A 16,276-nucleotide genomic window follows, 5' to 3' on the forward strand; every position below is an offset into this window, starting at 1 on the left:
TAAGTAACGCTAAGACGGAAAACACCTAATGAGCAAAAAATTTACGCCTACACCTCATGATACAATTTTTAAGCAATTTCTTAGTGAAAAAGAGACGGCCAAAGAGTTTTTTGAAATCTGGTTACCAGACGAGATAAAGTCAGTCTGTAATCTAGAGACAATCCGTGCCGAATCAAGTTCATTTATCGATGAAGAAATGAAAAATTACCAGAGTGATATTCTCTACTCTGTCAATACCAAAAGGGGAAAAGGCTATTTATATCTTTTGATTGAGCACCAATCTACGCCTGATAAGCTCATCGCATGGCGATTGATGCGGTATAGTATGGCCGCCATGCAAAAACACTTGGAAGCGGGTCATAAAAAATTACCATTGGTGTACCCGATATTATTTTATGCTGGCGAGAAAAGCCCACATCCACATAGTACCTACTGGCTGGATTGCTTTAACGATAGTGAACTTGCTGAGAAGATATATACAAAACCATTTAAATTGGTTGATGTAACGACGCTTGATGACGGTGAAATTATGAAACACCGTCGGATAGCGTTACTGGAACTCGTACAAAAACACATTCGACAACGTGATATGTCAGAATTATTGCACGAAATTGCCAAATTATTGTCGTATGATTATTATACAGAAAAACAAGCTGTGACAATGATGAATTACTTGATTCAAGAGGGTAACGCCAAGAATCCAATAGAATTTGTCACAGATATTGCTAAAAATTCAGTGAAACACAAAGAGGCGCTTATGACGATTGCACAAGCACTTAGGCAAGAAGGACGCAAAGAAGGAATTCAAGAAGGGATGGAAAAAGGAAAACTTGAAGAAAAAACGGCTATTGCATATCAACTTATTAAAAACGGCGTAAATTCTGAAATCATTAAGTTGTCAACAGGACTTACCGATGCAGAATTGAATAAGTTAGAGAAAAAACGTTAATTTTCATTAGCTAATCAGTTGACAAAAAAAGATTTAAACTGTTATATTTGGATTGTCACCCCTCATGGGTGATCAGGTTTGATAGCCTGAGTACTAGAGCGGGTATGCCGCTTAAAATAGCGGTTTTTTTATGTCCGTAATAACCACAGCTACACACCTAATAATCAATGGTGGGGCGTAGCGGGGGAGCTGAAAAGCTCGCCGGCTTCTCTAGTTCCGGTCTATCAATCCTGTTACGTCTCGCCACCCCGTTTGATAGCGGGAGCGAGGTTCTTATGAACTTACTAGAGAGGCCGTAACTATGGTTACTACCTGTATTGAAAATTACCCTAAATTTATCGATACCTACTGGATTATTCCAAACCACTCAAGCAAACCCGCAACAAAAGCATCACTAACGCAAGACACGTTAAATTTACTTAAAACCTACTCAAATGCCCGTCTAATCTGGTCAGGTCGTTTACCTGTTCGGATGGTGGCAGCATGAAAACGATTGATATAAGACAACTTAAGAACCTCAATGATTATTTTCCAGAATTAACGCCTGATCAGCTTGAAACGGGTATGCTGTTTTCGATGGGAATATCGAAAAAAGAAATTGCTTTTCATCGTTCAGTGACCTATTCCACAGTTAATAAAATGCTTGACACAATTAAACAAAAATTTGAGGTAGGTTCGCTCACTCAATTGTTGTCTGTTTTTCAGTCAAGATTATACTTTATTATCTTAATTAAAATTACACAACAAGTTGAAAATTAAACAATATTAATAAACCAGGGCTCAATAAAAAGTTGAGCCTTATTTGTTTTCACTTATCACAAATTCAATATGACTATGAGATTAACTGGCTTTACTGCCAGCGGTATTGCTTTACCTGAAATTTACGCCGGTGACAAATGGCAGGATAAAAAAGGTGATTTGTTGCCGTGTATTTATCCTTATTCACGTTTTATTAACGCGTTTCAGGCAGTGGAGAACACGCACCAATGAAAAAAGCACCTAATGTTAAAAAACTGCCAAAAGACCCGCTGTCTGAGGCAATTATTTTTGCCGGTGATGAAGCATGGACACACGCGAAAAACTGGCAGAAGGATAATCCGGCAAACGATGAGATACCGCCCGTAGTGCTGGCTGAAAAGCAACTGGCGGAACTGGATGACCTGATAATTGTGAATCAGGGACAACGGTATGCCAGTGTATATCGTGCCGGAACACTAACGCAGGAGCAGACAACGGCGATTGCAACAAAGCTGGCATTAGCTGGCGTCAAGAAAGCGCTATTTTACGCTGAGGACTATGCGTTACTGGAGGACTGGACTTCACAATTACCCCGTCTAAAAAGCGATGCTGAAAGGGGTAATAGCCTTGTTGTTAAAGCGCCATATGAAGAAATTAACCTGTTACAGATGGCAGACAATGAAAAAGCCTTATTACTGGCGGCACGTTATGAAGGGCTTGCCATACATCCTGACAGCGAAGCCTTTTATCGCTACGTCTCAGGCGTATGGGAAAAAATTTCACCGCTTGAACTGAGTCGTGAAATGGGAAACATCTATCGTCAATATAATACCAACTTTAGCAAACGAGCGGTGAATAATGTTGTGGAGGCATTGAAGATAATTGTCCCTGTATTGGGTGAACCCTGTAAAAATGTGATCCCTTTTGTTAATGGTGTTTTTAATATTGAGACAAAAGAGTTTTCACCACACCAGCCGGATAACGGGTTATTAAATCATAATAGGATTGAATACAGATCCGCCACGTCGAATGAGAATTTGCTCGATCATGCACCAAACTTTCACAAATGGTTAAGTGACACCGCGGGCAGAGACGCACTTAAGATGCAGCGTATTTTGGCTGCGTTATTTATGGTACTGGCTAACCGCTATGAGTGGCAGTTATTTCTTGAGATAACAGGGGAAGGGGGCAGCGGGAAAAGTGTATTTACACAGATAGCAACCTTGTTAGCGGGTCAGCACAATACCGCCAGTGGTAATATGGCGGCGCTCGATAGTGCGAGAGGTCGTGCGCAGTTTGTCAATAAGAGCATGATTACTTTACCCGATCAGCCCAAATACACAGGGGAAGGAACGGGGATAAAAGCCATAACGGGGGGTGATGCTGTTGAAATTGACCCGAAACATGAGCACCAATATACCGCGATATTAAGAGCGGTTGTCATCGCAACAAATAATACCCCGATGATATTTACTGAACGGGCAGGCGGTATAGCGCGTCGTCGGGTGATTTTCCAGTTTAACCACCGCGTCAAAGAAGAAGATAAAGATCCTGAACTGTCTGAAAAAATATCGGCTGAAATTCCGGTGATCGTTCGTCAGTTATTAGTGAATTTTGCTGATCCAGAAAAGGCCAGACGGTTATTACTGGCGCAGCGGGACAGTGAAGAAGCACTTGAAATAAAGCAGAATAATGATCCCCTTTACGCTTTCTGCGCTCACTTGAAAAAACTAGCGGAGTGTACCGGTATGCTGGTGGGTAATCGTAATATGCCTTTCTACCCAAGAATTTACGTTTATCACGCTTATTTATCATTTCTTGAGGCGAATGGGTTTGATAAACCGATGACGCTAAATAAATTCTCAGAAGGGATGAAAATTGCGATGCGCGAATTTAACCACGATTACCGGCGGGAGAAAACAAGGAAAGGATTTATTACTAATGTTGATCTTTCAGAAAGTGCAGAGGAATGGTTACCACAGACATCTTCTAAAACTTTTAAATAGTTTTTTATAAAAAAGGGCTTAAGGTATTCACGGTATTCACGGTTGTAAAAAATATTTTATTAAACAATGAGATATACTGTGAACACCTTTGTTTTAAAGTGTTCACAAGTATTCACGGTGTTCACACTATTGGTGTTTGTTTATTGTTATTATTTTAATTTTTTTTAACATAAAAGGTGAACACTGTGCACACCCTGTGATGACGGGTATTCACACTATAACTAATTGTGATTTAATGATTTTATTGTAACCGTGAACACGGTGAATACCTTGAGAGCCATTTCCTAAAAACGCAACGTAAAAACCCCATTTTTGATTAGAATGAATGGATTATAACGGAATAAAGAAAGAGTTAGTAAAATATCTACTAAATTTTTAGCAAGTGTTAAGATTTAAAAAAACTCAAGCATATTGAAGGTTTTTCCGTCATCACTACGCGAGGGAAAATTATGAGTTCAAAAGAAAAAACCAAGAAAAAAAGAGGTGCGCCTACCCTATACAAAGAAGAATATGCAGAGCAGTCTAGAAAAATATGCTTATTGGGCGCTACAGATAAGCAGATAGCTGATTTTTTCGAAGTCTCAGAACGGACACTTAACTATTGGAAAAAAGTGCATCCTGAATTTTTGCAGTCCTTAAAAAAAGGGAAAATTTTAGCAGATGCGGAAGTGGCCGAATCTTTGTACAAAAAAGCAATTGGATTTCAATATACAGAGAAAAAAATAAGAATCGACAGCGAAGGAAAGAAAATAGTTGCAATATACGAGCGTCAATCATTACCTGATACAATAGCTATGTTTTTTTGGCTAAAAAACAGACATTCTAAATATTGGCGAGAGAAGAAAGATATTCCAACAGAAAAAGATAACTTTGTTTATATTCACAACTCTTTACCCAATACCAAATGAATAGGATTAAAATCGATCAAAATTAGGTAACAAAAATTCATTTGGGGGCATAAAAAGGGGCATAATTAAATGACGTTATAAAAATAAGTTTATATTTCATGATAATAAACTATTATTCGAGTCCGGCCTTCGCACCATAAGTGTGTAAATGTAAGTTAGGTGGTTTTTTGTGTTTGGGATCCAGTAGTTACAAGTTTCTTCTCGCTTTTTCATCTAATACCTATCAATCTGGTTCAACCTATATCAACCCCCTGTGGCTGTATTTCTCTTCGATAACATTTGTATATTAATTTTGAGGTGACGGTGTTAAAGAATATGGCATATATCGATATGCAACTTTATGCAATTAAACTAGAAAACAAAACTGACTAGATTGCAAATAATGATGCTTTATTCTTTTATATTGTCGGCTTTTTACCCTAGTGGAATAGATCAAAAGTGAGAGTCGAAATCGCGCTGGTTTTTGTGGGTTTGGGGTTGGGGCGATGGGTTATTAGGGGATGTGAGTTCAATATGCGTAGTCTATATTCAGGCACCATATTTTTCAATGGCGTTATTAGGATCAGTTGCATAGTTTACCCGAAATATAGGATTGGATTTGCTTATGCAAAAAAGTGCAGTTGCGCTAATGCTAATGATTAAAGTGTTAATTAAATCAATAGGCATAGTTATTTTCCTGGGGCAAAGTTTCAAGGTTGTGTAATCGATACATCATAACGCAGGAAAAGTATTTCAGTCATCAGAAGAAACCCACATTAATAAATTATTGCCAACAGAAATTAGTTTACTTATCAACAATATCAAAAATAAACTTACATTTTTCCTTTATATATAGTTTCATATTTTCTATTTCTTTTTTACTATTTATTAATTTATTGTCTAGCTTAGTTACAGAACTCTCATGTAAAGAAATTATTTCATAAAGGCATGATATATTATCCAGCAATACCTTTTCTTTATTTCTAATATCAAGAAGATATACTTCATTCTCTGTTGCATAAGATATCTTAACTTTAAAATAACTTTCTTTTTTTATTCGTATAGCAATCCTCCGTTCATCTGGAAATATTCTTAGAATAGCAAGATGGATTTCTTTTAATGACAAATATTTTCTATATTCTTGACGTCTACGCTCATAGTAAGAGTCATTTCCATAGTATAAATAGCTAATATAAACATCATTATTATCACTTTCTGATATATGTGGCTGATAAGGATTTTCTGCACGAAGCTTAAATGAGTCCACAGTGATTTCATAGCCATCGTCGACTTTGTCGATTAAAGAACTTTCATCAAAATCGGCTTCTGTTTTATCTAAAATATATGTACCCACTTACTCCTCCTCCCTGTGCTTAATTTAATACGCGTTATGAATCAATCATTCAAACGAATTATAATTCATTGAATGTTAAAAGATCACCAACCAACGTATCGAAGAACTTAACTATTTCCGTCATTTTATCTTCTTGTTTTTTTACAAGAGATGCATGGAAATCAATCAATCTGGTGTAAGCAAGTTGTTTTTCCAACGGAGGTACAGGAATCCTGAGTGTAGATAAGGTACTTTGGCTGATATTCTGAATATTCGCTCCCTTGCCCCCACTCAACATCTGCTGTTTCATTGAAGGTGTACGGAAAAGAAAATTAAGATATTCTGGGATAATTTCAGGTTTCTCTATTCTGAAACGGATACAAAACCCACTAAATGTTACTTTTGCTTTGTTTGGATAAACAGTAAGACATCTCCCAACCAAGGCTTTATTACCATTAGAACGGACAAAAACGATATCACCATTTTTCAAAAGATAATCATCAGCAGGAAGATTGTTTAATTTAATTTCACCGATATTGTACATAGAGTTAATTGTTGCCAGTGATTTAAAATCACCTACTCCAAGACATTTAAGAGTCGTTCCTGATTCACCTTTCGAGAAATTCATTCCATTTTTAAAAGAACCATATTCTAATAAAAGAGAAGTATCCCATCCCTTCGGATTCGTTACCGGATCACCAAACATCTCCAAAAACGTTGCCCGTAAAAAATCATCAGCTAATTTTATGGCTTGCTTGCGTTTTTGGCGGATATTATCAGCTTTATCGAGAATATTGCTTATTTTTTTCTGTATATTTTTTTCGGGCAGAGGGATGGATAAGTTTAACAAAAAATTTTTACTAACATGAGGAATTGTTGCCCCTGTACAATGCTTTCTAATTTCTCGAAACTTAGATTTTAAAAAATATCCGACATAACGTGTTTCAATATCATATTTAGGATTTATTCTCAGTCTTGCCAAAGTGCTTCCAATTTTACCTATCAACCCATAGCCAACAGTCCCAGCATTAGCTCCATCCCATGCGATAATGAGATCATTAGCTGTAACTGTAATCCCATTTAGGTCATCGGTAAAAACTAAATTATTATTATTTCTCAAATCATCTATCTGGATATATCTATGGCTTGTAGATGAAGGAGACTGAGAAATAGTATATTTTTTCCCTTTTGAAACTGTAAGAAAACTTCCCAAGGGCATTATTTTTATTGAACTCACAGCATCCCCTCCAGCTCATTCAAATCCGCTAGGATCTCTTTTTCCAGCTCTTTTAACCGCTGTAGTATCACTTTTGGATCTTCATATTCCTCCACTTGATACACGATTTCTTTATAACGGTTAATTGATAGATCGTATTTCTGCGCGGCTAAATCTTCTTTTGGCACTATAAATGCTGCTTGTGTGCGATCTTTAAAATCAATATCAGTATCAATGCCTTCCGGGTATTGCTGTTTCAGTAATGAGGTAAATTTTTCGCCCATAAAGTTATCAACTGGCAGTCCGCGCAAAGTACGATAGTGTTTCCAACTGGCTAGCAGATGCGGCAGGTCGTTATCTTTTATCGGATTACGCTTGTCATCTAGGCTGTAACCGTCATTTTGCAGGTCGTAGAACCAGACTTCATCCGTTTGCCCACCTTTGGTGAAGATGAGGATTGCTGTCGCTACGCCAGCGTAAGGTTTAAAGACGCCTGAGGGCAGGTTGATGACGGCTTCTAGCTGGTTATCCTCTACCAGCGTTTTACGCAGTGACTGATGCGCCTTGCTAGAGCCAAATAGTACGCCCTGCGGCACAATGGTCGCGCTGCGTCCGCCCACTTTCAGCATTTGTAGGATCCGCGCCAGAAACAGCAGCTCGGTTTTTTTGGTTTTTACCATTGCCGATAGGGTAGGATCAATATCCTCTTCATCCAATGAGCCAGTAAATGGCGGGTTTGCTAGGATCAGATTAAAGGCGTTTTTACTGGATTGTGGGAAGTTGCTGCTGAAGCTCTGGCTCATGGTGTCCTGATAGTGGATGTCCGGCTCTTCCACACCATGCATAATCAGGTTCATGGCGGCGATGCGCAGCATGGTAGTATCAAAATCGTAGCCGTGGAACATGTTGTTATCCACATGGTTACGCCACTGCGTCAGTAAATCGCCGGTAAATATTTTTTGTTCTTCCAGTTCGCCACGTTCATTGATACCTTTTTCGGTATGGATCGATTCTAGTGAGCTGTATTTTTCCAGCAAATATTCATAGCTGGTTGCCAGAAAACCACCGGTGCCACAGGCTGGATCACAAATTGTCTCACCACGCGCTGGGTTAGGCTCCATCATTTCCACTATGGTGCGGATAATGTGGCGCGGCGTGCGGAACTGGCCATTGATCCCGGCAGTCGTGAGTTTGCTTAATAGGTATTCATAGAGATCGCCTTTGGTGTCGCCTCGATCCAACGGCAGGTTTTTGATCACTTCAACAGCTTTCGTTAATAGCGATGGTTTAATGATCTCCAGACGGGCATCTTTCATAAAGTTACCCAGCAGCGTTACCTTCATACCATCAGTTTGGCCAAGTTGGCGGAAATGCTGGAATACGCCGTCGCGTACCACTTCCATCATCTCATCCGAGCCAAGGTTACTGTAGTGGCTAAAACGAAATTCCTGTTGCAGAGGGGAAAAGCGTGGTTTGAAATCAACATTAGCAATTTTTTTGCGTTTTTCGTCTCTTTGCTCTTGCGTATCTAGCATGCGGGAATACATTAAATAGGTGATCTGTTCGATAACGGTCAGCGGGTTGGTGATACCACCGACCCAAAAATCTTCCCATAGCCCGTCAATTTTACTTTTTAAGTCACCAGTAATCATTTATTAGTATCAATCCTGTTATAAATACAAAAACCCCGTTGCCGGGGCTTGCCATGAACGCATTATAGCGTCGCTACGTCGGTCACAACAGCCAATTCTTCGATTATCTTTTGTAGTCGAGTGATCTGTGACGAGTCCGGAAACACGCCTGTAACGCCTTCGTTGTGAATGTGGGTAAAGGGTTGCTCAAAAAGCTGTCTCATCTCGATTGTACCGTAATCGCGAATATGATTTTTTAGCAGAGACAAGAAGCGTAGCTGTTGGCTGGTTAAATTGCTATCAGCAGCAAATTGCGCAAAACGGCTCTCTACCGCCTCATTGTCCATACCGATAATGGTTCGTAGTAGTTTATCCAGACTGGCGGTTGTCTGTGGGTAGAACGCTTTCAGTGCACGGATATCGATATTGGGGTTCTGAATTAGCACCAGTTTTGCTAGTTCATCCAGCTCGTTTGGCGTTACTGGTTCGCCGTTGCGAATTTTTTTCAACACTGGATTTTGCTGGAACAATGGCTCGAGCGCGCCCTGAACCTGCTGGCGATAAAGCTTAAAATCAATCGAGCGAATATTGGTTTTGCGGGTTTCGGTCTGTATCAGGTTGGCATCTTCCGTAATATCTACCTGTATTGAAGGGAATTTTGCTATCTCATCTCTCTCCATCAAATGCATAAGGCCGCGCAGATGAATGCGGATATCTTCTAGTTCCTCTAGGCTGGCTTTCTTCCACCAGCCCAAATTACGGAGTTGGTTAATGCGTTGTCCTTGCTGCTGTACTTGGGCCAGGTGTGGCGGTAACCGCTCCACTTTCTCCACGATTGCAGGCCAAAGCATATCTAACTCTTCCGGATTGGTATAACGGGCGGTTTGTGCCGCCAGAATGTCCATATCAAAATGCATAGCTTCGCTTTGACCGCGAACATCCACCCATTGCATCAAAGGTGCTAGAACAGAAAGCAGATCCTGCTGCGTTTTAGGCGAAAGCTGACGCAGGACTTTTTCATCGCTGTACTGCGCTTTCTGTTGCCATTTTTCATGGACTGCAATCGACTTTTCATCCAGAGAATTGATCTGCTGACGAAGTTGATGGGCAACCAGATCTACCGCCTGCTTGTCGAATTTACGCTGGGCTGCAGCGCCCAACATTACCCATGCCTCGAAGCGTTTTTGCGCTAAAGATTTTGTCGGTTTGACCTCGGCCTCTTCGCTGTGCAGTTCGTGGTAGTCGAAGTTGCCCCAGTGATCGAAGATGCGAAATTTTTGTTTATCCAGTGACTTGCCGTTGTCGTCATTGCCGTACAGTCCTGGACAAAGGCGCGTACCGCGACCAATCATCTGCCAGAACTTCACTTTTGATTTAACCGGTTTGGCAAAGACCAGATTTACAATTTCCGGGACATCAATACCGGTATCGAGCATGTCAACGGAAATGGCGATGGTGAGCTCTTTATTGGTACTTTCGTCGAGACCTTTAAAATCATCGATCAGTTGCTCGGCACGGGGATCGTAGTTATCAATCACCTGGCAGAAACGTCCGGCAAACTGTGGGTACATTTCATCGAATAATTCATTGAGTAGCAGAGCATGCTTATGGTTGCGTGCAAAAATAATGGTCTTACCGGGTAATTGGCTATCTAGATCTTTCAGTCCATTTTCCATCAGGTTGCGCAGAATATAGCGGTTGGTATCTTTGTTGTAGATTGCCTCATCTAGCGATTTTCCTTCAAACTCCAGCGTGTTGGGATCAATACCTTGTTCTTCCAGTTCACGGATTTGCTGATCGCTCAATTTTTCCCGTTTAATGCCTTCGCGCAGAAATTCTGTCGTGTGCGTGACAACCTCATAAGGCACCAAGTTGTTATCAGCAATGGCATCTTCTAGGCTATAGTTCGCAGTAGGAATACGTCCTTCACAGCCGAACAGGCCGAAAGTCGTTTTACTCACCATATCGATTGGCGTTGCCGTTAGCCCAATTTGGAGCGCATCGAAGTACTTGAACAGATCACCGTAGACGTTATAGATAGAACGGTGGGATTCATCGGCAATGATGAGGTCGAAATAGCCCACATCGAAATGGTCCATAATTTTCATCATGCCGGGATAGGTAGCGATGTAGATCCTAGCATTCTGCCGGTCTGCTTTCTTCGATTTACCAACTACATACAATGGCTCACTAGTAAACTGATTGAAGGCATTTGCCGCCTGTTTACGTAACTCTTTACGGTCGCAAAGAAATAGAACACGTTTTACCCAGCGAGCATCAATCATCTGCTTGCTGAGCGCAATTGCTACACGAGTTTTACCTGTGCCGGTGGCCTGAACGATTAACGACTGACGATATTTATTGGTGAAACGTTCACTGACGCGGGCGATGGTTTCCAACTGATACAAACGCCCTGCCACCGCGTTGCCTTCGTTATCTTTAACGTGTGACACACTATTTAACGGTAATCGTGTTTCGCGCTGCTGGATAAGATATTGCAGACTCTCCTTACTATAAAAGCCAAATACCCGGCGCGGTGGATAACCTTGGGTTTTATGATCGTCCCATAGCCATATGTCGTAACCATTGGTGTAGAAGATAACTGGGCGCTGGCCATATTCTTTCTCCAGCCAATCGGCGTATAGCCTAGCCTGAATTCGCCCCTGTTCGGCATTTACGTTAGTTTTTTTGGCTTCGACTACAGCCAATGGTTTATGTGCTTCATCCCACAATACATAATCTGCATAGCCATCACCGGTTGATGTCGGTTGCTCTTTGACAGGATGTTCTTGGGTCACCTGATCAGTATTTTTGAGTTCTTCCCCTACATCCCAATTGGCTGCCAGCAGGCGAGAATCTATCAGTCGGCGGCGAGTTTCTGCCTCATCTATAGAGAGAATATCGGCAACATGCTGGTTGCGATTTTTGGCTTCATTCAGACGTTGGGTGAGAAGCTCAGCCTTTTCCTGCTCTTGCTGTAGGGCGCGTTGCAATGCCAACTCACGCTCACGACTTTCATTCTGCGCTATGATAGCTTGTTCCAGTCGTTTTTCATCAGCACGCGTAAGTGATTGAGTTAACGGAGGAAGAGTAAATTTAGGGCTGTCATCAACATTGCCGTTTGCATAGCGGACATAGAGCCAAATGCCTAACAGATATGCTTCTTTGAGTAGCCAGTAGGTATCTTTGGCTTTAATGCGTCCGCCGTGTGCAGCACGGTTACCATGGATACGCAGAGCATCCATTTTTATGATGATGGCTTCTGGCATCATGCTGGTAAATATATTGGCGTTCATTAGGTCGTACAGATTTGCCTTAAAACCTTCAGGCAACCGCTCCTGACGATACAACCAACGCACCATCAATTCTGTGTAGTTACGTAGCTTCACAAGACAGCTTTCAGGATCGGAGTGAACATATCGTTCGGCGGTAAATCCGAGTTCAGCCAGTTCTGGCCACTGGCTACGCAACATTTCAAAATTGAGAGACTGCTCCATCAATTATTGCCTTATGTCGAGGATATAACAGGATTTCTGGAAAGAATATCACATTCAATCGGCTGGTTAGGGAAGTATATAACACATCTTCCTAATCATGGAAGAAGGTAGGGTACTTTTTATTATGACTGGTGGTTTCACTAAAGCTGAAATGGAAGAGGTTGGTCGTGACTAAGTCTCTCCGATTGATTTGATTAATGGTGACTAGCTAGTTGATCAATATAAAGCGCTATCTCTAGAGGGTAACACCGGTGCAAGTAGAGCGGTTACAGTATCAGCAGATTAGTTTATATATATATCGATATAACTGCATCATGCCGCCTTAGCAACCTAAAACTAAAACCCAACCCACATCCCCCTCCGCCCTGATCAAAAAGAGATCAAATCATTAAATTGGGTTGAGTATTGCCATTTTTTAGCCATCAAAAAGCTAACTTTTATTTAATTATGCGAGATAAAAAATAAAGGTATTGGAGCAGGTATTTTGTATCGAGTTATATAGTACTGTTAATTAACAAATCAATTTGTTAGATAAGCAGTGTTATATATATCGTAAAGATGAATATCCAGAAATTTCTTTTTGCCATGGTTATTATAAATATGATGTTATTAATAAATTTTTTTAAATTAAAGAAATAAATTATATTTAATTTGATTAGAGAAAATAAATAATAAATATAAGTTATAATAAAGATTAATTATTAATCTTTATTATTTTTATTTTTTGTGGTAACGAATTTAATAGCTAGGCTATTTTTTATAATATAAATAGAAAATTTAAATAGCCAAAAGCAATAATATGCATTTTAGCTATTAATTTATAAATAATTATATTAATTTTATTATGTTTTTATGCTCTACATACACTACAGTGTAAAAATATGAAAGCGATAAAAAGAGAACACTTTTAGATGATTATAAATAAGATGTATAGCTTGGTTTTTTATCCGTTAAATATTTTAATGTTTTTCTTATCTCTTTTTGCATAGTCAAATCTATTTCATAACACATTGTATCCTCTGCTTTTTCCGAGGCGCTAGCAATAACTCTTCCTCTTGGATCAATAATCCGACTACCACCAAACAGATTTATATTATTTTCATTTCCCCAGCGATTGACTGCCACTAAATGGGTTGTGTTTTCTAACGCACGACAAGCGGTGTTTATATACCAAATATCTTTGTCTTTTTCTGACCAAGCTGATGGCATGAATAAAATATCAGCCTTTTTAGTTGCCAGAGTTCTGGCAACTTCGGGAAATCCAGCATCGTAACAAATCATGATTCCTATACGGCAGATACCAATATCAAAAACCGGCAAGCTATCACCGGGCGTAAACCATAGTTTTTCATAATGGAATAGATGCATTTTTCGATATACAGCCAACCAGTTTTCTCTATTGGGTATCCAAATACCGGCAGAATTATAAATTTTACCGGTTGTATCATCGCGTTCTATAAAACCACAAATAATGACTAAATTAAGTTTGCTGGATAATTGGCTAAATAGCTTATCTGTCTGTTCATTTTTGGTTTCACTAAGTGAATAATATTGTTCTCCTAGTATTGATGGTGAATATCCAGTAGTCGCTAATTCAGGAAAACAAATAATTTGCGCATTGTTTTCCTTAGCCTTATAGCAATGATGCTCTAAACATTGTAAATTTTTATCTTTGTCACCTAAAATTGCGTCCGTCTGAGCTATTGTAGCTTTGATCATTTTTTATCTCTTTGGGTATTTTATTGAAAAAATTCTTTAAAATAGATAAGCAGAAATATATCACAGCAGAGATAAATATCGAGTTAACTGATGGGATACCCATAGTTATGGTCATCCCAGCGATAGAGCCTAGCGCCCAGGCAATAATGGAAGCGTAATTTATCAATGGTGTTGCAGCATTATTTGGTAGCTTGCCTTCTCTACGCGTTGAATCAAGCAAATCTCTATTAGTGCGCAGGATATAGTAGTCAGTAAGCATAATCCCAGCTATCGGTGGGAAAATAACGCCAGCTATTATCAAAAATTCAACAAAATTGTCTAAAATACCGATAACGGTAAAGAAAGTTCCTATAGCACCAGCGATTAGCGTCAATATAACATAATTGGTTTTCTTGCCAGTTAGACACTCAATAACATTGCTCATGCTAAGAGAGACACTATAAAGATTAATATCATTTATTTTAACCACTGCCAGAATGGTACAAATTACGCCGATCCAACCTGCATTTTGAATAAGGATGTTCACTACATCACTTGTACCCATCGCTTTAGCGATCAATATAGAAACACCATTGACGATAAATTCCCCAACAATGATGGAAATTGTTAACATCCAAAAAACATCTTTTGAATTCTGACAATATCGGCTGATGTCAGGGGTTACTAGTATTGCGACAATACATCCACCGGCGACCATGGTTGCCCCAGCGCTTAAGGTCATCGTGTCCTTTTCTGCTGGAATAATATTGATTAATTCTTTAATGTCGATTGTCGTTAACGTATTCAATGTCACCCAAATCATAACAACAAAAAATAAAGGTACCGCTATTTTGGCGGTTAGACTTAATCCTTTGAATCCGTAAGCAACTAGTACGGTAATAAATATGCCTGAAATTGTGGCACACCAGCCGAAATCAAGCTTGCCGTTTAATACATATTCTAAGGCTTTGGCACAAACACCATTTTGTACACCGAACCAGCCGAGCGAACTTATTGCGATAGCAAAGCCAATCATAGTAGAGCCTATTCGGCCAAAGCCGCACCATCTTGACAGCACACTGGTAGGTAATCCCTCCCGGCATCCTATAAGACCCAATCCTAGACCTATAAATTCCAGAATTAAGCTACCCAGTAGCGTTGCTAACATTGCCTGCCAAAATGTCATTGCGTGGCCTAATGTTGCACCCAGGATAAACTGCGATAATGAGGTATTGGCACCGATACGAATTAAAACAACAGAAAATAAATCAGAGCGTGCTGAAGGTGGAATCCTTTCAAGGGAGTGTTCTTTATCCATGTCTATATTTCTCTATATTATTTAGTCAAATAAATAGCTGCGCGGTCTGAGGAATCGCATCGGTACTTTATTATGAATATTTTTATTAATACAATATTCTATAAGTTGCTCCCGAAAGCTAATCCCCAATTTTTGGTAGATAGATTGTAATTTATTGCTAACGGTATGATGACTAACACAAAGCATTTTAGAAATTTCTTTTGGGTTAAATGAATGGGCAACCAGAAACATAATTTCTAATTCTTTTTTGGTAAATTTAGTTTCAATAAGAGTATCTGTTGTGCCATGAATTTTACCAAAATTTTTAAATTTCCTAAAAGGTAATAATTCCATCTTTCTTGAATGAAACATAACGCCAACACATTTTCCATCGATAATAAACGGAAATTTTTCACAAACGTAAGGTTGTAATAATGAATCTTCGCCATAAGGATAAATATCAATGGAAATGATATTTCTTTTCTGTTTTAGTGTTTCAAAATCATGGACTTGAAAGTATTCTGAGAATTCAGCAATGGGATGGGGTATTTCGCCATCACTTTTGCCGTATAAGTTAAAATTGGTAGGTAAATTAAATAATCTGTAGTTTTGAGGATTACTATAAAAATGAATAGATTTGTCGCCGTCAAAAATTTTTATTCCCCATGGATCGCTATTGTTTTCAAACATAGCAATCAGCTGAGGTGATATTTTCACATCCATTATTTCCTCCCGCCGATAGGACTCAATAATACTCATGAATTACCTATAAATAATCTATTTATTCCTTGTAGGATAGCGTCTTAATATAAATAAATTCTGGACATAATGGAAATTTTTCTAATAAATTATTTGTTTATTATTGCAGCAAATTAATGTAATTATTTGTTTTTATTAATTAATTTTTTTATTAAAACAGTTAATCGAGCATTAGTCATATTAATGAGTTTGTCTGAACAATCAAAATAATATATTGCACAAATTTTAGCCATATAAATACCTATCTAATAAGCAATATGAATAA

The 16,276-nt window shown here is 39.1% G+C and carries 13 protein-coding genes; 6 read left to right on the forward strand and 7 right to left on the reverse strand.

The window, feature by feature from the left end:
- The first annotated feature begins 28 nt into the window (after window positions 1-28).
- The 6 genes from QE177_RS01760 (at window position 29) to QE177_RS01785 (ending at window position 4,601) form a co-directional block, all read left to right on the forward strand.
- Window positions 29-949 carry an Rpn family recombination-promoting nuclease/putative transposase gene (locus QE177_RS01760; RefSeq protein ID WP_280551040.1) on the forward strand — a complete coding sequence of 307 codons (921 nt, stop codon included), beginning with the start codon at window positions 29-31 and terminating at the stop codon, window positions 947-949.
- A gap of 301 nt (window positions 950-1,250) precedes the next feature.
- Entirely contained in the window at window positions 1,251-1,436 is a 186-nt protein-coding gene (locus QE177_RS01765; RefSeq protein ID WP_280551041.1) for a hypothetical protein, read from the forward strand.
- On the forward strand, window positions 1,433-1,708 hold the full coding sequence (locus tag QE177_RS01770; protein WP_280551042.1) for a transcriptional regulator: 276 nt from the start codon (window positions 1,433-1,435) through the stop codon (window positions 1,706-1,708). Before QE177_RS01765 ends, QE177_RS01770 begins: the two co-directional genes overlap by 4 nt.
- 69 nt (window positions 1,709-1,777) lie before the next feature.
- Entirely contained in the window at window positions 1,778-1,939 is a 162-nt protein-coding gene (locus QE177_RS01775) for a hypothetical protein (protein ID WP_280551044.1), read from the forward strand.
- Complete coding sequence (locus QE177_RS01780) at window positions 1,936-3,693, forward strand: primase-like DNA-binding domain-containing protein (RefSeq protein ID WP_280551047.1); 1,758 nt, start codon at window positions 1,936-1,938, stop codon at window positions 3,691-3,693. The genes QE177_RS01775 and QE177_RS01780 overlap by 4 nt, the downstream gene beginning before the upstream one ends.
- A 449-nt stretch (window positions 3,694-4,142) precedes the next feature.
- Entirely contained in the window at window positions 4,143-4,601 is a 459-nt protein-coding gene (locus QE177_RS01785; RefSeq protein WP_280551048.1) for a terminase, read from the forward strand.
- A 784-nt stretch (window positions 4,602-5,385) separates the two neighbouring features.
- Here QE177_RS01785 and QE177_RS01790 read toward each other — a convergent pair.
- From QE177_RS01790 to QE177_RS01820, 7 genes are all read right to left on the reverse strand, one after another.
- Complete coding sequence (locus tag QE177_RS01790; RefSeq protein WP_280551049.1) at window positions 5,386-5,934, reverse strand: hypothetical protein; 549 nt, start codon at window positions 5,932-5,934, stop codon at window positions 5,386-5,388.
- 58 nt (window positions 5,935-5,992) lie between these two features.
- Window positions 5,993-7,150: a restriction endonuclease subunit S gene (locus QE177_RS01795; protein ID WP_280551050.1), complete on the reverse strand. Its 1,158-nt coding sequence runs from the start codon at window positions 7,148-7,150 to the stop codon at window positions 5,993-5,995.
- The gene (locus QE177_RS01800; protein ID WP_280551051.1) at window positions 7,147-8,781 is read right to left on the reverse strand and encodes a class I SAM-dependent DNA methyltransferase; all 1,635 of its coding nucleotides are present in this window, start codon (window positions 8,779-8,781) and stop codon (window positions 7,147-7,149) included. The genes QE177_RS01795 and QE177_RS01800 overlap by 4 nt, the downstream gene beginning before the upstream one ends.
- A gap of 62 nt (window positions 8,782-8,843) precedes the next feature.
- Window positions 8,844-12,257: a DEAD/DEAH box helicase family protein gene (locus QE177_RS01805; protein ID WP_280551052.1), complete on the reverse strand. Its 3,414-nt coding sequence runs from the start codon at window positions 12,255-12,257 to the stop codon at window positions 8,844-8,846.
- Between the two features lie 915 nt (window positions 12,258-13,172).
- Entirely contained in the window at window positions 13,173-13,976 is an 804-nt protein-coding gene (locus QE177_RS01810) for a nitrilase-related carbon-nitrogen hydrolase (RefSeq protein WP_280551053.1), read from the reverse strand.
- Window positions 13,933-15,273 carry a cytosine permease gene (locus tag QE177_RS01815; protein WP_280551054.1) on the reverse strand — a complete coding sequence of 447 codons (1,341 nt, stop codon included), beginning with the start codon at window positions 15,271-15,273 and terminating at the stop codon, window positions 13,933-13,935. Before QE177_RS01815 ends, QE177_RS01810 begins: the two co-directional genes overlap by 44 nt.
- Window positions 15,274-15,294: 21 nt before the next feature.
- A complete protein-coding gene (locus tag QE177_RS01820; RefSeq protein WP_280551056.1) occupies window positions 15,295-15,975 on the reverse strand; it encodes a helix-turn-helix transcriptional regulator in 681 nt (226 codons plus the stop codon).
- Window positions 15,976-16,276 lie beyond the last annotated feature (301 nt).

It is taken from the genome of Arsenophonus sp. aPb (genome assembly GCF_029873475.1).
GTDB lineage: Bacteria > Pseudomonadota > Gammaproteobacteria > Enterobacterales > Enterobacteriaceae > Arsenophonus.